Raw genomic sequence first — 19,114 nt, 5'->3', positions numbered from 1 at the left:
GGAGTGCCATATGAAATGTTGCGAGAAATGCAGCGGCCTGCTTAACAGCTTTGACAAGGAGGATTTTTGCGCGCATGCACAGTGCGCGAAGGAAAAGGCTTCCGTACTCGTCGCATACCTGATGGAAAAAGCGCGCGGTTTCAATGTCTTTGATTTTGCAATGCTCAAAATCTGCCTGCTGAGTTTTGGCTTGTGGATAGGTTCCAAATTCTCCAAGTTTTTCAGCAGGTTTAAGGGGATTTTATTCCTTGGATTTATCTTTTCTTATGTGTTCCTGATTTGGCGCATCTTCTTCCGCGAAGATGATTGACAAAAAGGGCTGTGGGTGTTTCATCCCACAGCCCTTTTCTTATGCATTGCGGACGGCGTCTTTCATCTTTTGCACATATTCACGCACATAGGGGATGCATTCGTTCCCATACTGGGCGACCAGCTTGACGATTGCGCTCCCAACGATCGCGCCGTCGGACAGCGCCGCCATCTCCCTGGTCTGTTCCGGGGTCGAAATCCCGAAACCGACGGCACAGGGGATGTCGCTGTATTTTCGCGCAACCTGCACGATTTCGCCCACGTTTGTGGTGATCTCAGAGCGCATCCCGGTGACACCGAGGGACGACACGCAGTAGATAAAGCCGCGGGCTTCCTTCGCGATCATAGCGATGCGCTCGTGCGAAGTCGGGGCGATCATGGAGATCAGGTCGACGTTGTGCGCCTGCGCCGCCTGGCCGAGTTCGTCCTTTTCCTCAAACGGCATATCCGGGATGATCAGGCCGTCCAGGCCGCAGCCTTCACAGTTGGCGAGAAACTTTTCTGCACCATAGGTATAGATGGGGTTGAGATAGGTAAGGAATACCAACGGGACGTCGGTTTTTTGACGCATACGGCGCACCATATCAAATATTTTGTCCGTGGTGCAGCCCGCGGCAAGCGCACGGACGTTCGCGTCCTGGATGACGACGCCCTCTGCGACGGGATCGGAAAATGGGATGCCGATTTCAATCAAATCTGCGCCCGCTTCCGCCATGGTAAGGATCAGTTCTTCGGTCACCGCAAGCGACGGGTCGCCGGCGGTGACGAATGCAATAAAGGCCTTTCCATCCTCAAAGGCTCTGTGGATTTTAGTCATACAGGTTTACCCCCCTATATCGCGCAATGGCGGCGACGTCCTTATCGCCGCGCCCGGAAAGGTTGACGACCAGGATGTCGTCCTTGAACATGGCCGGTGCGATTTTCCGCGCATGGGCGACCGCGTGCGCGCTTTCGATTGCCGGGATAATGCCTTCCGTGCGGGAAAGGTACTCGAACGCGTCGACCGCTTCGTCATCGGTTACCGGCACGTATTCCGCGCGGCCGTTGTCGTGCAGCATCGCATGTTCCGGGCCGATCCCCGGATAATCCAGGCCGGCGGAAATGGAATAGACAGGCGCGATCTGGCCGTATTCATCCTGGCAGAAGTAGGACTTCATACCGTGGAACACGCCGACGGTGCCGGTCGCAATTGTAGCGGCGGTTTCCGGCGTATCCGCCCCGCGGCCGGCGGCTTCGCAGCCGATCAGCCGTACCTCAGGGTTCCCGATAAAATCATAAAATGCACCCATTGCATTTGAGCCGCCGCCTACGCATGCAAGCACGGCGGTTGGCAACCGGCCTTCGCGCTCCAATAACTGCTGCTTGATTTCGCGCCCAATCACGGCCTGGAAATCCCGCACGATCTCAGGGAACGGGGCGGGCCCCATCACCGAGCCCAGGACATAATGCGTATCGTCGATCCGCGCGGTCCACTCGCGCATGGTTTCGCTTACGGCATCCTTGAGCGTCATGGTGCCGCTTGTGACCGGGTGTACTTTTGCGCCGAGCAGCTCCATGCGGAATACATTGAGCGCCTGCCGGTCGGTATCCTCTTTGCCCATGAAAATTTCGCATTCCATATCCATCAGCGCGGCGGCGGTCGCGGTGGCAACGCCATGCTGCCCGGCGCCGGTTTCCGCAATCACACGCGTTTTGCCCATGCGCTTGGCGAGAAGCACCTGCCCCAGGACGTTATTGATTTTGTGGGAACCTGTGTGGTTAAGGTCTTCGCGCTTCAGGTAGATTTTCGCGCCGCCGAGTTCCCGCGTCATTTTTTTGGCAAAATACAGCATACTCGGCCGCCCGGCATAGTTTTGCAGCAGGTCGTCCAGTTCCGCCACAAAATCGGGGTCGTTTTTATAACGGTTATAGGCCTGCTCCAGCTCAATGACCGCGTTCATCAGGGTCTCGGGGATATATTGTCCGCCGTAAGGCCCGAATCTTCCGTGTGTTCCCATTATGCACCTCGTATCAGTTGATATATTTGTTTTATCTTTTCGGCATCTTTTGCGCCGCCCGTCTCAATCCCGCCGGATAGGTCGATACCGTCCGGCTGTACGGCGCGAATGGCATCCTGTACGTTTGCGGCGGAAATCCCCCCGGCCAGGAAGAAGGGAAGAGAGGGGCGGTTGCGCGCAATTACGTCAAAATCAGCGGTCTGTCCGGTCCCGCCGTATGCGTGCGGCGAAAACGCGTCTAGCACCAGCGCATCCACCGGCAGGCGTTCCGCCTCCCGGATATCTGCTGCAGCCCTGACACGCACCGCCTTCCACACCGGCCCGTGCCATCGCCGGCGTACCGCTTCGATATAGCGGGCGTCTTCATCGCCATGGAGCTGCAGCACGGAAAGCCCCGCGGTTTCCGCCGCCGCAAGCAGGCGCTCCAGCGGTTCGTTGACGAATACGCCCACGGTCTGGATTGCAGGCCGCAAGTGCTCCGACAGGGCGGCCGCCTGTCCGGCGGTTACCTGGCGTCGGCTCTGGGCAAAGACAAAGCCGACGTAGTCCGGTGGCGCGGCGTTGACATAGGCGATGTCCTCTGGCCGCCGCACGCCGCAAAATTTCAGCTTCATACGCCCTCCCGCAATGCGGCCAGCGTTGCGCCGATATCATCCGCGCGCATGAGCGTTTCCCCGATCAGCACCGCATCCGCGCCGTTTTCCCGCGCCGCCTTCATGTCGGCTTGGGTCGCGATGCCGCTCTCCGACACCAGGACATGCGGATAAGGGATGCGGGAGGACAGGCGCGCGGTCGTTCCCAAGTCCACGTGGAAGGTCGTCAGGTCACGGTTATTGATGCCGATGATCGGCGCTTCGGCGGCTACCGCGGAGGCCAGCTCCTGTTCGTTATGAACCTCTACCAGGGTATGCAGCCCGAGGGACATGGCGAGGTGCATCAGGTCGCGCAGCTTTTCCGCGCGCAGCAGCGCGCAGATCAGCAGGATCGCGTCCGCGCCGATCACGCGCGCCTCGTAAACCTGGTAGGGGTCAAAAATAAAGTCTTTCCGAAGCATCGGGAGGGTGGTCGCTGCGCGTACTTCGCGGAAATATGCGCTCGAGCCTTGGAAATAGTGCTCTTCCGTCAGGCAGGAGATTGCGTCCGCGCCCGCGGCTTCATAGCGCCGCGCGACCTGCGCCGGATGGAAGTCCGGACAGATGACCCCTTTGGAGGGGGAGGCTTTTTTGACCTCGGCAATGACGGAAAGCGTCTGCCGTTTCAGCGCACCGGGAAAATCCAGCACAGGGCGCGTACATGCTTCCGCCTGCGCGGCCATTTCTTCGCGGGAAACACATGCGATTTCACGCTGGAGCTGCGCGGCGCGGTATTCTACAATTTCATCTAAAATCATGGACGGCCTCCTTTTACAAAGCGTTGGTATAGGCACGGAGCGCATTGAGCCGCGCCAGCGCTGCGCCGCTTTCAATAGACTGCCGGGCAAGGGTTATGCCGTTTGCAATCGTCGCCGCGCGCCCTGCGGTATAAAGCGCGCAGCCCGCGTTCAGCAGCACGATATCGCGTTTGGCGCCGGTTTCACGCCCCTCCAGGATCGCGCGGGTGATCTCGGCGTTTTCTTCCGCAGTACCGCCGGAAATGTCGGATTTTTGCGCCAGGGTAAAACCGTATTCGCGCGGGTCGATACTATAATTGCGCAGTTCGCCATCCCGGATTTCGCATACATGGGTGGTGGAGGAAATCGAGATTTCATCCAGGCCGTCGTCGCCGTGCACCAGCATAGCCGCGCGGATCCCCAGGTTACGCAGCACCCGCGCCATCGGCTCCAGCAGGGTTTCATCGTATACGCCGAGTACGATATAATTCGTAAGCGCGGGGTTGGAGAGGGGGCCAAGGATGTTGAACACGGTACGCACGCCGGTTTCCCGGCGCGCAGGCCCTGCAAACCGCATGGAGCTGTGGAAGCTTTGCGCGAACAGGAACGATAGGCCGGTCTCCTGGATACAGTGCATGGCCTGCAGCGGCGTCATGCCGATCTTTACGCCGAGCGCCTCCAGGACGTCGGCCGCGCCGCTCTTTGACGAGACGGAGCGGTTTCCGTGCTTGGCGACTTCCTGCCCGGCGCCGGCGATGACAAACGCCGCGGTTGTGGAAATGTTAAAGGAGTTTGAAAGGTCGCCGCCCGTGCCGACGATATCGACCGCGTCCGTGCTGTTTGGTACGACAGCTGCCTTTTGCCGCATTACGCGGGCAAAGCCGGTAATTTCCTCAACTGTTTCCCCCTTCATGCGGAGCGCCACAATAAATGCGGAAATCTGGGAATCCGTTGCGCCGCCCGACATGATAATATCCATTGCCTGGCGCGCCTCGTCGACCGACAGGCTGTTGCCGTCGACCACCTTGGCGAGGTACGGCTTGAGCGCCACCCGCTCGGCGGCGGGGATTTCAACCGCGTCCGCATGCCGTCCGGTGATGCGTATCCCGGCGATTTCGCAAAGGAAGGTCTCCAAAATGTTCATGCCGCAGTCCGTCAGGATGGACTCCGGGTGGAACTGCACGCCGTAGGTCGCATGGGTACGGTGCCGCAGTGCCATGATCTGCCCGTCAAAATCTTCCGAAATGATTTCCAGGCAAGCCGGGAGCGATTCGCGTTCCACGATCAAAGAGTGGTAGCGGGCGACCGGCACACGGGACGGCAGGTTTTTAAACAGCGGGGAAGCGGTGTCCAAAATCACATCACTTTGTTTGCCGTGCATAAGGCGCTTTGCATGCACGACTTTCCCGCCGAACGCCTCGCCGATTGCCTGGTGCCCAAGGCACACACCCAGGATCGGGATCTTGCCGGAAAACGTGCGGATGACGTCAAGCGTAATCCCGGCGCTTTTGGGGTAACCGGGGCCGGGGGAAAGCACGATCGCCTGCGGCGACAAGGCGGCGATTCCATCCGTCGTAATCGCGTCGTTGCGCACGACCCGCACGTCGGGATGAAGGCGCCCGAGGTACTGGTAAAGGTTATAGGTAAACGAGTCATAATTATCGATGAGCAGAATCATAGTGCCGCAGCCTCCTTAATCGCATTAATAACGGCGAGCGCCTTGTTTTCAGTCTCGGTGAATTCATTTTCCGGCACGGAGTCCGCGACAATGCCTGCGCCCGCCTGGACGTACGCCTTGCCGTGGCGGAATAGTACGGTACGGATCGCAATACAGGTGTCGATATTGCCGTCAAACCCGATATAGCCTACCGTACCGCCGTACAAGCCGCGCTTGCGGTTTTCCAGCTCGTCGATGATTTCCATTGCGCGCACCTTGGGCGCGCCGGACAGGGTGCCGGCCGGCAGCACGGCCATCAGGGCGTCCAATGCGCTTTTATCCTTGGCAAGCTTGCCGCGCACGTTGCTGACCAAATGGGATACTTTGGAGTAACTCTCAACCTTCATGAAGTCTGTGACTTCCACCGTCCCGAATTCGGACACCTTGCCCACATCGTTCCTGCCAAGGTCGACCAGCATCGTGTGTTCCGCGCGCTCCTTTGGGTCGTTCAGCATTTGGCGGCGCAGGCGGTTATCCTCTTCCTCCGTCGCGCCCCGGCGCACGGTGCCGGCGATCGGACGGGTAGAGACGATGCCGTCTGTCACGTTGACCAGCATTTCCGGCGACGCCCCAGCCACCTGGTAATCCTTGAACTTAAAATAGTACAGATAAGGGGAGGGGTTGGCAGAGCGCAGGCAACGGTATACATCAAACGGCGCGGGCGGGTTTTCCACCTCGAAACGTTGGCTCAGTACGACCTGGAAGATATCGCCTTCCGTAATATAATCTTGTGCGCGCCGCACGTTTGCGATATATTCCTCACGCGTCAAATTGGATGTGACTTTGATTTCGCCGCTAAAGGGCGCTTTTTTATCCGGGGAAGGGACATAGTGCTCGATCAGCCCGGCCAGCGCCTGGGCGCGGTGGCCGCAGGCGGCGTAGGCGCGCGCCAAATCTTCAGTGCCGGCGGGGATATTCAGGATGATGATCGTTTTGCTCGCCAAATGGTCGTAGGCAATGATTTCATCAAACAGGAACAGGTGGCAGTCCGGCATCCCCAGGTCGTCCTGTGGGACATTGGCAAGCCGCGGCTCAATATACCGGACGGTATCATAACCAAAGTATCCGATCAGCCCGCCGGTGAATTTGGGACGGCCGGAAAACTGGGGCGCATGGTAGCGGCCGGCAATTTCCGATAGGAAGGCGACGGGGTTGCCGACACGGGTTGCCGTCGTTCTCCCATCCGCCGTTACCTCGGCCAAACCGTCCTGGATGGAAATCTCCATTTTAGGGCAAATACCAATAAAGGAGTAACGCCCCCACTGCTCAGAATTCTCTACGCTTTCCAGCATAAAGCTGTTTTCAGACAAATCCGCGACGGCGCTCATGATCTGGACTGGCGAGCAGCTATCGGCCAGCACCTCATAGAATACAGGGATACTCTTATAAGTTTCTGCGAGGTGTTTGACTTCGCTTAAAGAGGGGAATAACATACATATCGCTCCTTTAACAGGTTGATTTGGCAACAAAAAAAGTCTATCGTCACATGGGACGATAGACTTCGTGGTGCCACCCAAATTCGAGAACAGAAAATTCTCCTTATAGGGGTACAAATCAGGCGTTCAAACAGGTACGCGCCGGACGGATACCCTTTCCCGATAACGCAGGAAATGCGGCGACGGCTACTAGGGGATAGGCCCCATTGACCGCGCTCCTCACAAACCCATTCACACCAGCCGTATCTGCGGGACTTTCACCAACCGCCCGCTCTCTGCAAGACCTGCGCTGCTGTTACTTGCTTTTGCTCTTAGGATTTTGTTTTTAAATTGTGTTCATTATAGTACGGCATTATGGCGTTGTCAAGAAAAAAGCACAAATTAATTTGCGCGGTATTTTATAAATATTCATATAAAATTAATAAATCCTATGGGCGAAATTGCACAATACCGTTTTGCAGAATGCAAATTTATGATATACTAAATACAAATTAGCGCATATTTGGGAGGACCGTCTTCATGAAGGAAGGACCATATAAAAAATATTTTTGCTGGGGCCTCACAATATTGGCTGTGGTTGCAACCAGCATCCTGTTTTTCTTTGCAATTTTTAAAATTGACGCCATCGGCAGCTTTGTAAAGCAAATTGCGGCCATACTAATGCCGTTTATTTATGGCCTCGTCATTGCCTATCTTTTAATACCGACCTTTAACTATTTTTACAACCGGCTATACCCGGTTTTAAAACGGAAAGCCAAAACGCCCCTGCGCGCTGCAAGGATTGCAAAGGGTCTAAGTACAGCTATCTCTATGCTTCTGGGCTTTCTGGTCGTAGGCGCCCTTATTTCCATGGTCTTGCCGCAGCTGATCAGCAGCATTATGGGGCTTGTGGATACCCTCCCGGACAGCATCCGTAACGTGACGAACTGGTTGCAAAACCTGCTGGCGGATAACCCGGAAATCGAGCAGACTGCAATGCAGTTCTACCAGGAGGGCATAAACACCCTTACGGTTTGGGTCAAAAACGATATGATCCCGCAGCTTACCACCTTGATGAGCAGCCTTGTGGGCACCTTTAATTTTTTTAAGAACCTGCTGATCGGTATTATTATTGCCGTCTATGTCCTAAACAGCAAGGAACTCTTCGCCGCACAGGCAAAGAAACTCTTGTACAGTGTTGTGAAAGTGCCGCAGGCTAATTTAATTATCGACAATATCCGCTTTACGCATCGCGTATTTGGCGGCTTTATTAACGGCAAACTCCTGGACTCCTTGATTATTGGCGTGATCTGTTTTGTCGGCATGTCGATCCTAAAACTGCCTTACTCCATGCTGATCAGCGTAATTATCGGCGTGACCAATATCATCCCGTTTTTTGGGCCGTTTATCGGCGCGATCCCCAGCACATTCCTCATCCTTCTGATAAACCCCATGCAGGCGCTGTATTTTCTGATTTTTGTATTCGCGTTGCAGCAGTTTGACGGAAACATCCTAGGACCCAAGATTTTGGGCGATTCCACTGGGCTTTCAAGCTTCTGGGTAATGTTTGCAATCCTCCTTTTCGGCGGATTGTTCGGCTTTGTCGGCATGGTGCTCGGCGTGCCACTGTTTGCTGTATTCTACAGCTTTGTGTCCGGTATGGTCTGCCGTTCCCTGCGCAAAAAAGTTTTGCCGGAAAAGACAAGCGCATACTATGACCTTGACCATATCGACAGCAAAGACCACGGTATGAACTACGAAAAAAGCACGCGCACGGCGGCAAAGGTCGCTGTCGACGAGAAAGAAGACCAAAAGCCGGGCGGGGGCTAACTTAGGCGCAAAGTGCTGATCCGCGCGCCGGAAACTCCAAAAATAAAAAGGCGGTATGGGTTGTGCCCATGCCGCCTTTTTATTGAAGTTAACCACACGCTTCCGGATGCCGCTCGAGCCAGGCCTGCGCGTAGGAACAGGTGGCGGCCATATCCCAGCCGGCCTTCCGGATCTGTCCGATAGCCGCCTGTACCAGTTGGCCGGCGACGCCTTGCCCACGCAGCGAATCGTCAACAAAGGTATGGTCAATATTCACCTTTCGGTCAGATACGAAGGGGAACGTGATTTCTGCAATCAGCTTCCCGTTTTCATCCTTCATGTAAATGCGATGGTCTTCATATTGGAATGGCATATTCTTCCCTCCTATCAGCGGGTCATCGGGCTTTTTTTGTTACAGCGGGTTTTTGATCCAGCTTGTTTACGATCAGTGCAATCGCCTGGTCGCCGGACACGTTTGTTGCGGTACCAAAGCTATCCTGGGAGAAATGGAGCGCAATAATGAGCTGCTGCATCGGGTTCGTAAAACCGAGCATGGACGAAATCAGCCCAAGCGCCGCCATTACGCCGCCGCCGGGCACGCCGGGCGCGGCCACCATAGTGATACCGAGCATCATAATAAAGGGTGCAAACATCGCGATGGTCGGCGTCAGGCCGCTGGCCAGCATGATCCCCATCGCACCCAAAACCAGTGTAATCGTATCGCCGTTGAGATTGATGGTAGCGCAGAGCGGGATACAAAAATCCGCGACGTCCTCATCGACCTCATTGCTGTAAGCACATTCCAGCGCGACCGGTATCGTAGAGGCGGAAGACTGGGTGCCTAGCGCCGTAAAATAGGCCGGCACGATATTACGGATGCTCTTAAAATGGTTTTTCTTGCAAATCAGGCTTGCAAGGCCGAATTGGGACACGATATAGAGGAGCTGCAAGGCAATAATAATAATATAAAGCGAAGCAAACATCTTGACCGTCCCAAACAGCCTGCCCTCCGCCGCGATATTGCAAAACAGGCCGGCAATATGAACGGGGATCAGCGGGATGACGATTTTACCCAGTACAAGGGAAATCACGCCTTGCAGGTCACGGCAGACGGAAAGCAGGGAAGTCCCCTTGCTGTTCGCCATACCGATACCAAGTACGAACGCCAAGATAAGCGCCGTCATAACCCCAAAGACGGGCGGAATATCGATTGAGAAAAACGGCTGTGCGGAAGCGGCTTCTGCAATATCCCCGGAGATCGGCTGGATCAGGGAGGGGAGCAGCGCCTTGCCCAGAAGGAAGGTCAAAAACCCGGAGCAGACCGTGGTGCCGTAAGCAAGTAAAAGCGTAACGCCGAAAAGCCGGTTCGCCTTTTTACCCAGCTCAGCCAGGCCGACGGTTACAAACGACAGGATGATCAGCGGGATCAAGAAGCTTAAAAAAGTGCTAAACAGCGAGTTAAAAGTTGCAAATAGCCGGACGACCGAAGTAAATCCGACGCTGTCTGCAACGCCGAGCCAGCCACCGAGCAGGCCGATTACCGTACCGATGATAATACCGGCAATCAAGCGGGTCAATAGTCCTAAATGTTTCACGAATACGACTCCTTTTCTACAATTCCTATGTTACAGTCTAGCAGATTTACGGAATGATTACAACCCTTGCACTTGTGGTGGTATTTAACGGAATTTTAAATCTTTTGCCGCTCTGCGGTTTACTTTCACGTACTAATATGGTAAGATATAGCTAATGAAAAGTACGGGAGGGATTGCCATGAACGATAAGCTGCGGGACAAGCATATGGATGAGCTGTTCGAAGCAATATTGACCCTGCAATCGATAGACGAATGCTACAATTTTTTTGAAGACCTCTGTACGATAACGGAACTTCGTGCAATGGAACAGCGCTTCCAGGTCGCAAAAATGCTCGACCAGGGGCAGATTTACAGCGATATCGTCCGGGAGACCGGGGCGAGCACCGCGACGATCAGCCGCGTGAACAAGTGCCTGACTTACGGCACGGACGGGTACCGCAACGTTTTGGAGAAGCTGAAACAAAATGGATAGCTATCGGGTATTATCCGCCTACTATGACCGATTTACAGACGATGTCGGTTACAGCGCTTGGGCGGATTTCTTTGAGCAAATTTTCCAGAGGGAAGGGCTTCAGCCGCACCTGGTGCTTGACCTTGCCTGCGGCACCGGCAGTATTAGTGTGCTGATGGCGGCGCGGGGATACGAGATAATCGGCGTCGACGCTTCGGAGGAAATGCTGATGCAGGCGATGTCAAACACGGTCGACCTCAGCCCGCGCCCGATGTTCTTGCATCAACGCATGGAGGCGCTGGATCTCTATGGGACGGTTGACGCCTGCCTTTGCTGCCTGGACAGCGTAAATTATGTGACCGACCCGGACATGCTGCAAAAAGCTTTTGAACGGGTAGCCCTGTTCCTGGAGCCGGGCGGCGTCTTTATTTTTGATATCAATACGCCGTTTAAATTTGAACGGATCAACGGGCAAAGCTTTGTGCGGGAAGACGGGGACGTATATTGCGTATGGCAGTGCCTAGTGGAGGACGCGCTTTGCCGGTATGAATTTGATATTTTTGAAAACGGCGGCCATAATAAATGGGCACGCTACCAGGAAACGCATGAAGAACGCATTTACACGCCGGACGAAATACTGTCCTATTTGACAAAAGCAGGGTTTTCTGATATAAAGCAATATCCGGAGCTATCGTTCGGCCCTGTCACCGGGAAGGAAGACCGGCTATTTTTTACAGCGAGAAAGAGGTAACACACACGCATGAAAGATAGTTTAATCCGCGTAATCACAAAAGATGCAGGGATCCAGATGACAGCCATCCTGAGCACCGGAATTGTTGAGCGCGCGCGCCAAATCCACAAAACCTTGCCTGTGGCCACCGCCGCGCTTGGCCGCACCTTAACCGCGGCATCCATGATGGGGAACCAGCTTAAGGCGGAAGCCGGCTCGGTGACCGTGCAGGTCAAAGGCAATGGTATGCTGGGCGCGATCGTTGCGGTTTCGGATCACGAGGGCAATGTCCGCGGGTATTTGCAGAACCCGGCCGCAGACCTGCCGCTCCGCCCTGACGGGAAACTGGACGTCGGCGGCGCCGTTGGCCGCGGATACCTGATGGTCATAAAGGACGTGGGTATGAAAGAGCCGGTTTCCGGCACGGTTGCGCTCGTCAACGGCGAAATCGCCGAGGATCTGACGCGTTATTTTGTAGAAAGCGAGCAAGTACCATCTGCCTGTGCGCTGGGCGTGCTTGTCGATACCGACCAGAGCGTCCGGCAGGCGGGCGGCTACCTGGTGCAGCTCATGCCGGGCGTCACCGAGGAGCAGATCAGCCGGCTGGAAAAAAATATTGCACAGGCCGGTGCGATTACCGCCATGCTGGAGGCGGGGCTGACCCTTGCCGATATCGCGCGCCGCGTGCTGGACGGCTTTGAAATAGAGATATTGGAGTCCGCGCCGGTGGAGTACCGCTGCGCCTGCAACCGCGGGAAGGTGCTGGGCGCGCTCGTCAGCCTGGGCCGCGAGGAACTTACGCAATTGTCGGAAGAGGAAGGGCAGATGGAAGTAACCTGCCAGTTTTGCGATAAGGCCTACACGTTTACGAACCAGGAACTTGCGGCGCTGCTGGAACAGGCGAGCCAATAAATAAAAAAGGGACTTGACAGCGGCATCAAATGAGTGTAATCTAATACCATAGATTTTCACTATAGGAAATGTGATGAACGGGTAAAGTAACCGCAGGACGACTTTAGAGAGCTGCCGGATGGTGAAAGGCAGTGCCGGAAAACGGTGAAACTCGCCTGGGAGCAGTGGACTGAAAACCTTTGGGGTTGGTAGGTTCTACCGGAAGCCCACCGTTACTGGGGCGGCATATTGTTAGATATGCACTGAGTGGCCGGATTTACGGCAAGAAGAGTGGTACCGCGGAGCATACGCTTCGTCTCTTAAATTTTGTTTAAGGGACGAAGCTTTTTTTGTCCCTGAAATCCCAATAACCTACTGATGGAGGGCAAAATTATGGAAAGAACAGTCAAGATTTTCGACACGACCCTGCGCGACGGTGAGCAGTCCCCAGGCTGCAGCATGAACCTCAATGAAAAAATCGAGGTTGCCAAGGAACTGGAAGCGTTAAAGGTCGACATCATCGAAGCCGGCTTTGCAATCGCCTCCCCGGGCGATGCGGCTGCGATTGCGGCGATTGCCGACACCGTAAAGGATTCCACGATCTGCTCGCTGGCACGCTGCGTGGAAAAGGATATTGACGCCGCTTGGAACGCAATCCGTTTGGCGAATTCCGCACGCATCCACGTGTTCCTGGCCACCTCGCCTGTACATATGGAATATAAGCTGAAGATGAAGCCGGAAGAGGTGCTGGAGTCCATCACGCACAACGTCGCATATGCGAAAAAGTATTGCAGCGACATCGAGTTTTCCGCGGAGGATTCCACGCGTTCTGACCTCGACTTCCTGTGCCGTGCGTTTGAAGCCGCGATCAAGGCGGGTGCCACCACCCTCAATATCCCGGACACGGTCGGTTACATGATACCTGAAGAGTACGCTGCGCGCATTCGCTATCTGCGCGAACACACTTCTGGGATTGAAAACGTGACGCTGTCCTGCCACATGCACAACGACCTTGGCATGGCGGTCGCGAATTCCCTGGCCGGCGTCCAGGCAGGCATTGACCAAATTGAATGCACGATCAACGGCATCGGCGAACGCGCGGGCAACGCTTCCATGGAAGAATGCGTCATGGCGCTGAAAACCCGCAAGGATATCTTTGGGATCGTCTGCAACATCGACACCACGCAGATTTATCGCGCCAGCCGCATGATCCAGACCATTACCGGCGTGCCGGTTTCCCCGACGAAGCCGATTATCGGCGCGAATGCATTTGCGCATGAATCTGGTATCCACCAGCACGGCGTGCTGGCAAACAAGGAGACTTACGAGATCATGACGCCGGAATCCGTCGGCATCCCGAAAAACGCGATCGTGCTCGGCAAGCACTCCGGCCGCCACGCGTTCGAAGACCGCCTGCGCGAGCTGGGCTATACCCTGGATCGCGAGAAGCTCGACAAGGTCTTTGCCAAGTTCAAGGCCTTGGCGGACAAGAAAAAGGTCATCAAGGATCGCGACCTCGAAGCGCTGATCGGCGTCGTGCCGGTATCCGGCGAGGAGCGGTATACGCTGGATAACTTTGTTATCAATTCGGGCAACTCGATCACCTCCACCGCCGTCATCCGCCTGAAGAAGGGCGACCAGGTCTGCGAACGCGTCGCCGGTTCGGACGGCCCGATCAACGCGGCGTTCCGTGCAATCAATAAGATTGTAGGCAAGGAAATCGTGCTGGAAGATTATTCGCTGAAATCCATGACCGACGGCGAGGACGCACAGGCCGAAGCTATTGTTAAAATTGCGGTCGACGGCAGCGACATCGTCACAGGCCGCGGCGTATCGACCGACGTCATTGAAGCGTCGATCAAGGCGTATGTAAACGGTATCAACAAGTACTTTCTCGACTGAATATAGGGGGATTAGACACAAATGGGAATGACAATGACCCAAAAAATTCTCGCGCACCACGCCGGGATGGAGCGCGTGGCCGCCGGGCAGCTCATCGAGGCAAATGTCGACCTGACGCTCGCAAACGATATTACCGGCCCCGTCGCCATCCGTGAGATGGAAAAGGCGGGCTTTGATAAGGTGTTTGACAATACCAAAATTGCGCTCGTCATGGATCACTTTGCACCGAATAAGGATATTAAGTCCGCAGAACAGTGCCTGGAATGCCGCGAGTTCTCTAAGCGGCACAAGATCGTCAATTTCTTTGATGTTGGCGAAATGGGTATTGAACACGCCCTGCTGCCGGAAAAAGGCCTTGTAGCGGCAGGCGAACTGGTGATCGGCGCAGACAGCCATACCTGCACCTACGGTGCGCTGGGCGCGTTTTCGACCGGTGTCGGTTCGACCGACCTCGCGGCGGGAATGGCGACGGGCAAAGCCTGGTTCAAGGTGCCGTCTGCAATTAAATTTGAGCTCAAAGGCAAGCTCCAGCCCAACGTATCGGGCAAGGATGTAATCCTGCACATTATCGGTAAAATCGGCGTGGACGGCGCGCTGTACCGTTCCATGGAGTTTGTCGGCGATGGCGTTGCCGCACTGTCCATGGATGACCGCTTCACGATCTGCAACATGGCGATCGAGGCTGGTGCGAAAAACGGCATTTTCCCGGTAGATGAGAAGACAACGGCCTATATGGACGGCCGGGTAAACCGTCAGGTGCATATTTTTGAAGCCGATGCGGATGCGGCGTATGACGAGACCTATGTGATCGACCTGTCGGCGCTCCGCCCCACGGTCGCATGCCCGCACCTGCCCGAAAACACCAAGACGGTCGACGAGCTCGGGCGTATTGTGATCAACCAGTCTGTCATCGGGTCTTGCACAAACGGGCGCATTGAAGATATGCGCGTCGCGGCGGCCATCCTGAAGGGGCGCCATGTCGCCACGGACGTCCGTACCATCGTGATCCCGGCGACGCAGGCCGTCTATCTCCAGTGCATCGAAGAAGGCCTTGCAAAGATCTTTGTCGAGGCGGGGGCCGTCCTGTCCACGCCGACCTGCGGCCCGTGCCTGGGCGGCCACATGGGCATCCTTGCGCATGGGGAAAAAACCGTTGCAACCACCAACCGCAATTTTGTCGGCCGTATGGGCCATATTACCTCGGAAATTTATCTGGCCAGCCCCGCTGTTGCAGCGGCCTCGGCCGTTGCGGGCTATATCTGCTCGCCTGAAGACCTTTAAGGGAGGGACCGTCCAATGAATGCAAAAGGCAGAGTATTTAAATACGGCGATAACGTGGACACGGACGTCATCATTCCGGCGCGTTATCTGAACATCGCGGATACGAAGGAACTGTCGACCCATGCGATGGAGGATATCGACACGGAGTTCGTCAAAAAGGTGCAGCCTGGCGACGTGATCGTGGCGACCCGGAACTTTGGGTGCGGCTCCTCCCGGGAGCATGCGCCGCTGGTTTTAAAGGAAAACGGCGTCTCCTGCGTTATCGCGTCCTCCTTTGCGCGTATTTTTTACCGCAATGCGATCAATATCGGCCTGCCGATCCTGGAGTGTGAAGCGGCGGCAAACGGCATCGACGCGGGCGACGAGGTGGAAGTCGATTTTGATACCGGCATCATCACCAACGTCACCAAAGGGGAGACCTATCAGGCGGCGGCGTTCCCGCCTTTTATCCAGAATATCATCCGGGCGGGCGGCCTTCTGAAGTCGCTCAAGGAAAGAGGCGAATGAGCGATGCAGTATCGGATTGCAGTAGTTAAGGGCGATGGGATCGGCCCTGAAATTGTCTCGGAGGCAATGGAAACGCTTACGCTGGTCGGAGAAAAATTTGGGCATACGTTCCGGTTTGAGGAAGTCCTCGCAGGCGGGTGCTCGATTGACGTCAATGGGATCCCGCTGACGCAAGAAGCCATTGATATCTGTAAGGCGGCGGATTCTGTGCTTCTGGGCGCGGTCGGTGGCCCCAAGTGGGACGACGTGCCCTCGGAAAAGCGGCCGGAAAAAGCGCTGCTTGGCCTGAGGAGCGCGCTGGGGCTGTTTGTGAACCTCCGCCCGGCGCAGATGCACAAGGCGCTTGCCGACGCGTGCCCGATCAAGCCGGAAATTATCGGCGACGGCTTCGACATCCTGGTATGCCGCGAACTGACGGGCGACGTATACTTTGGTAAGCATTACCGCAGGGAAAGCGAAAAGGGCTGGGGCGAGGTCGGCGCAGACGACATGAACTATTCGGCCTATGAGGTCGAGCGCATCGGACGCCGCGCCTTTGAAATGGCGATGAAGCGCAATAAGAAGGTTTGCTCCGTCGATAAGGCAAACGTCCTGGAAACCAGCCGCGTGTGGCGTGAAACCATGCACCGCATCAGGGAGGAATACCCTGAGGTCGCGTATACCGATATGTATGTCGACAACTGCGCGATGCAGCTCGTACGGAACCCCAGTCAGTTCGACGTTATTGTAACCGGCAACCTGTTCGGCGATATCCTGTCGGACGAAGCCTCGATGATCACCGGCTCGATCGGCATGCTGCCGTCGGCCTCTATGAACGAGACCGGCAAGGGGATGTATGAGCCGATCCACGGCTCCGCACCGGATATTGCGGGCAAGGGGATTGCAAACCCAATAGCGACGATCCTGTCCTGCGCCATGATGCTCCGCTATTCGTTCGGCCTGATGGAAGAGGCCGCGGCGATCGAAGCGGCGGTTACCGCCGTCCTGGACGCCGGCCACCGCACGGCCGATATTGCAGCAAACGGGGAAAAGGCACTTTCCACTTCGGAAATGGGCGCTTTGATCCGCGGGCAGCTCCAGGCATAACCCTATATTGAAAGGCAAGGCTGGTAATGCAGCCTTGCCTTTCAATTTTGGCAAAGGGGTAATTTATTGTTGTATCTTTCTCAGCCCCCTGCAATAGGATTTTGCATGGAGGTAATACGAATGGAGGATTTTTCACGTTTCATTAAGCCTGATTTTACGGTACTCGTGGCGGCGCTTTATTGCCTTGGGATAGCGCTCAGGCGTTCTGCGCTCTTTCCAAACAACATGATCCCGCTTTTGCTGACGGCTTGCGGCGCCGGGCTGGGCGGGCTGTCTGTCGCTGCGCATTACAGCGCGTATGCGAACCCGGCGGCGGCCTTTTTGGATGCGCTGGTGCAGGGGATTTTATGCGCAGGGATGGCGGTCTATATCAACCAGCTGATCAAGCAATCCGCCGGGAACAAATAGTTTTCTTTTTTGCTTGAGGTTTTTCACGATATGGTATAGAATAAAAGAGATTTAGAATATGCCGATAATTGGAGAAAACATTGTGGAAACAGCTAATATTTTAGGCGTAAGATTTAACGCAATCACTTTAGATGACGCCGTGGATGCCGCGATGGAGCGCATCCGCGCAGGGGAAAAGGGTTATGTCGTCACCCCGAATTCCGAAATCGTCTATTTATGCCGGAAAGAGCCCGCGCTGACGGCTTTGCTCAACCGCGCGTGCCTTGTCCTGCCGGACGGTATTGGCGTCGTTTATGCCGCACGGCTTTTAAAACAGCCGATCAAAGGCAAGGTTGCCGGGATTGATTTTGCCGAACACCTGGTAGCGCAAATGGCGCGGGAAGGTAAAAGCATTTTTTTCCTCGGCGCAAAGCCTGGGATCGCGGAACTCGCTGCAAAAGAATTGCAAAAAAAGTATCCCGGCCTAGTTGTCAAGGGTTGCCGTGACGGGTATTATAAAGACGACCAGGAAGCCATTGACGCCATCAACCAGGCCGGAGGTGCGGACGTCGCGCTCATTTGCCTTGGCGCGCCCAAACAGGAGCGTTTTATGGCGGCGTACCAGGGGCAGGTTAATGCCACGATTTTGTGCGGCCTCGGCGGCTCGCTTGACGTTTTTGCGGGGACGGTACAGCGCGCCCCGGATATCTTCATCAAGCTTGGCTTGGAATGGTTTTACCGGCTGCTCAAAGAGCCGAAGCGCATCGGCCGTATGATGAGCCTGCCGAAATTTATGCTTGTCGTGCTGAAAACAAAGTTGTTTGGGAAAGGGGCGAAGTAAAATGAAAGTGCATTTGTTGGCGTATACGCCCCAACCGGAAAAGCTGATTGCGGCAGCGGCAAAAAACTGCTACTCCTCCACAGATATCGATGGCATCTTAGACGGGCTGACGGAGGAAAAAACCGAAAGCTTTTTACATATGCTTACGGATATTGGCCACGAAAGCCCCATTGAGCATGCCAGCTTTTCGTTTGCAATCGAAGGCGTGTCCCGTTCGCTGCTGGCGCAGATCACCCGCCACCGGATGGCCTCCTTTTCCGTACAGTCACAGCGGTACGTGAAGGAGCGCGGCTTTGAATATGTCGTGCCGCCTGAGATCGCCGATATCCCCGAAGCACGAGCGCTGTTTGAAAAGGCAATGGACGACGACCAGCAGACATACGAAGCGCTGACGGCAAAGCTGTTTGACAAGCACTTTAAGGTTTTGTGCGACGAAGGCCTTGCGGAAAAGCAGGCGCGCAGCCAGGCGGAAAAAAAGGCAATCGAGGACGCACGATACGTCCTGCCGAACGCCTGCGCCACTCGGATCGTGATGACGGCCAACGCGCGTTCTTTGCAGAATTTTTTCCGGCTCCGGTGCTGCGCGCGCGCGCAGTGGGAGATCCGCGCCCTTGCAGAGGAAATGTACAAGCTGGTCTATACCGTCGCCCCGGTGCTTTTCTCCAAAAGCGGCCCCCCGTGCGTCGACGGCGACTGCACGGAGGGGAAGATGAGCTGTGGGCACGCATTAGAAGTGCGGGCACACTATGAGACGCTGCGTAGTGCTTTACATGGATAGCAGCTGTTTGTCCGGCACAAACTAAAGCAAAATTATAGAAAGAATCCAG

Annotated in this window: 20 protein-coding genes and 2 other annotated features; of the genes, 12 read left to right on the top strand and 8 right to left on the bottom strand. The window is 55.5% G+C overall.

Features of this window, described 5'->3' with window-relative positions; all coding sequences use genetic code 11:
• The first annotated feature begins 10 nt into the window (after positions 1-10).
• Positions 11-310 (top strand): hypothetical protein, encoded by a 300-nt coding sequence (locus tag CZ203_RS11025; protein ID WP_087066149.1) that lies wholly within the window; start codon positions 11-13, stop codon positions 308-310.
• 39 nt (positions 311-349) lie between these two features.
• On the opposite strand, the gene trpA is transcribed toward CZ203_RS11025, so the two are convergent.
• Genes trpA through trpE form a run of 6 tightly spaced genes read right to left on the bottom strand, consistent with a single transcriptional unit; the run spans position 350 to position 6,825 of the window.
• Positions 350-1,126 (bottom strand): tryptophan synthase subunit alpha, encoded by a 777-nt coding sequence (gene trpA, locus CZ203_RS11020; protein WP_087066148.1) that lies wholly within the window; start codon positions 1,124-1,126, stop codon positions 350-352.
• Positions 1,119-2,306 (bottom strand): tryptophan synthase subunit beta, encoded by a 1,188-nt coding sequence (gene trpB, locus CZ203_RS11015; RefSeq protein WP_087066147.1) that lies wholly within the window; start codon positions 2,304-2,306, stop codon positions 1,119-1,121. Before trpB ends, trpA begins: the two co-directional genes overlap by 8 nt.
• Complete coding sequence (locus CZ203_RS11010; RefSeq protein ID WP_087066146.1) at positions 2,306-2,920, bottom strand: phosphoribosylanthranilate isomerase; 615 nt, start codon at positions 2,918-2,920, stop codon at positions 2,306-2,308. The genes trpB and CZ203_RS11010 overlap by 1 nt, the downstream gene beginning before the upstream one ends.
• The gene (trpC, locus tag CZ203_RS11005) at positions 2,917-3,696 is read right to left on the bottom strand and encodes an indole-3-glycerol phosphate synthase TrpC (protein WP_087066145.1); all 780 of its coding nucleotides are present in this window, start codon (positions 3,694-3,696) and stop codon (positions 2,917-2,919) included. The genes CZ203_RS11010 and trpC overlap by 4 nt, the downstream gene beginning before the upstream one ends.
• Positions 3,697-3,709: 13 nt before the next feature.
• Positions 3,710-5,353: a bifunctional anthranilate synthase component II/anthranilate phosphoribosyltransferase gene (locus CZ203_RS11000; protein WP_087066144.1), complete on the bottom strand. Its 1,644-nt coding sequence runs from the start codon at positions 5,351-5,353 to the stop codon at positions 3,710-3,712.
• On the bottom strand, positions 5,350-6,825 hold the full coding sequence (trpE, locus tag CZ203_RS10995; RefSeq protein WP_087066143.1) for an anthranilate synthase component I: 1,476 nt from the start codon (positions 6,823-6,825) through the stop codon (positions 5,350-5,352). Before trpE ends, CZ203_RS11000 begins: the two co-directional genes overlap by 4 nt.
• A 51-nt stretch (positions 6,826-6,876) precedes the next feature.
• Positions 6,877-7,150: a binding site (T-box leader), on the bottom strand.
• A gap of 197 nt (positions 7,151-7,347) precedes the next feature.
• Between trpE and CZ203_RS10990 the strand changes: the two genes are divergently transcribed.
• On the top strand, positions 7,348-8,637 hold the full coding sequence (locus CZ203_RS10990) for an AI-2E family transporter (RefSeq protein ID WP_087066142.1): 1,290 nt from the start codon (positions 7,348-7,350) through the stop codon (positions 8,635-8,637).
• Between the two features lie 88 nt (positions 8,638-8,725).
• Here CZ203_RS10990 and CZ203_RS10985 read toward each other — a convergent pair whose 3' ends face one another.
• Together CZ203_RS10985 and CZ203_RS10980 are read right to left on the bottom strand one after the other, a co-directional pair.
• On the bottom strand, positions 8,726-8,989 hold the full coding sequence (locus CZ203_RS10985; protein ID WP_087066141.1) for a GNAT family N-acetyltransferase: 264 nt from the start codon (positions 8,987-8,989) through the stop codon (positions 8,726-8,728).
• Positions 8,990-9,011: 22 nt separating this feature from the next.
• A complete protein-coding gene (locus CZ203_RS10980; RefSeq protein WP_087066140.1) occupies positions 9,012-10,211 on the bottom strand; it encodes a dicarboxylate/amino acid:cation symporter in 1,200 nt (399 codons plus the stop codon).
• Between the two features lie 178 nt (positions 10,212-10,389).
• Between CZ203_RS10980 and CZ203_RS10975 the strand changes: the two genes are divergently transcribed.
• From CZ203_RS10975 to thyX, 10 genes are all read left to right on the top strand, one after another.
• A complete protein-coding gene (locus tag CZ203_RS10975) occupies positions 10,390-10,683 on the top strand; it encodes a YerC/YecD family TrpR-related protein (RefSeq protein WP_087066139.1) in 294 nt (97 codons plus the stop codon).
• Positions 10,676-11,413 (top strand): class I SAM-dependent DNA methyltransferase, encoded by a 738-nt coding sequence (locus tag CZ203_RS10970; RefSeq protein WP_087066138.1) that lies wholly within the window; start codon positions 10,676-10,678, stop codon positions 11,411-11,413. Before CZ203_RS10975 ends, CZ203_RS10970 begins: the two co-directional genes overlap by 8 nt.
• Before the next feature lie 9 nt (positions 11,414-11,422).
• Positions 11,423-12,304: an Hsp33 family molecular chaperone HslO gene (gene hslO, locus CZ203_RS10965; RefSeq protein ID WP_087066137.1), complete on the top strand. Its 882-nt coding sequence runs from the start codon at positions 11,423-11,425 to the stop codon at positions 12,302-12,304.
• Positions 12,305-12,368: 64 nt separating this feature from the next.
• Positions 12,369-12,607, top strand: a binding site (T-box leader).
• Between the two features lie 69 nt (positions 12,608-12,676).
• Positions 12,677-14,185, top strand: a complete 1,509-nt coding sequence (locus CZ203_RS10960) for a 2-isopropylmalate synthase (RefSeq protein ID WP_200809473.1) — start codon at positions 12,677-12,679, stop codon at positions 14,183-14,185.
• A gap of 21 nt (positions 14,186-14,206) precedes the next feature.
• A complete protein-coding gene (leuC, locus tag CZ203_RS10955; protein WP_087066136.1) occupies positions 14,207-15,466 on the top strand; it encodes a 3-isopropylmalate dehydratase large subunit in 1,260 nt (419 codons plus the stop codon).
• Between the two features lie 15 nt (positions 15,467-15,481).
• Positions 15,482-15,973: a 3-isopropylmalate dehydratase small subunit gene (gene leuD / locus CZ203_RS10950; protein WP_087066135.1), complete on the top strand. Its 492-nt coding sequence runs from the start codon at positions 15,482-15,484 to the stop codon at positions 15,971-15,973.
• A 3-nt stretch (positions 15,974-15,976) separates the two neighbouring features.
• Positions 15,977-17,059 (top strand): 3-isopropylmalate dehydrogenase, encoded by a 1,083-nt coding sequence (gene leuB, locus CZ203_RS10945; RefSeq protein WP_087066134.1) that lies wholly within the window; start codon positions 15,977-15,979, stop codon positions 17,057-17,059.
• A 120-nt stretch (positions 17,060-17,179) separates the two neighbouring features.
• The gene (locus tag CZ203_RS10940; RefSeq protein ID WP_159456487.1) at positions 17,180-17,467 is read left to right on the top strand and encodes a phage holin family protein; all 288 of its coding nucleotides are present in this window, start codon (positions 17,180-17,182) and stop codon (positions 17,465-17,467) included.
• An 82-nt stretch (positions 17,468-17,549) separates the two neighbouring features.
• A complete protein-coding gene (locus CZ203_RS10935) occupies positions 17,550-18,287 on the top strand; it encodes a WecB/TagA/CpsF family glycosyltransferase (RefSeq protein ID WP_235847508.1) in 738 nt (245 codons plus the stop codon).
• A 1-nt stretch (position 18,288) separates the two neighbouring features.
• On the top strand, positions 18,289-19,065 hold the full coding sequence (gene thyX / locus CZ203_RS10930) for an FAD-dependent thymidylate synthase (RefSeq protein WP_087066131.1): 777 nt from the start codon (positions 18,289-18,291) through the stop codon (positions 19,063-19,065).
• The last annotated feature ends 49 nt before the right edge of the window (positions 19,066-19,114 follow it).

The sequence above is a fragment of the Intestinibacillus massiliensis genome (assembly GCF_900155735.1).
Classification (GTDB): Bacteria; Bacillota; Clostridia; order Oscillospirales; family Butyricicoccaceae; genus Intestinibacillus; species Intestinibacillus massiliensis.
Note: the sequence above shows the minus strand (reverse complement) of the source record. Positions and strands in the feature narration are given on the sequence as shown.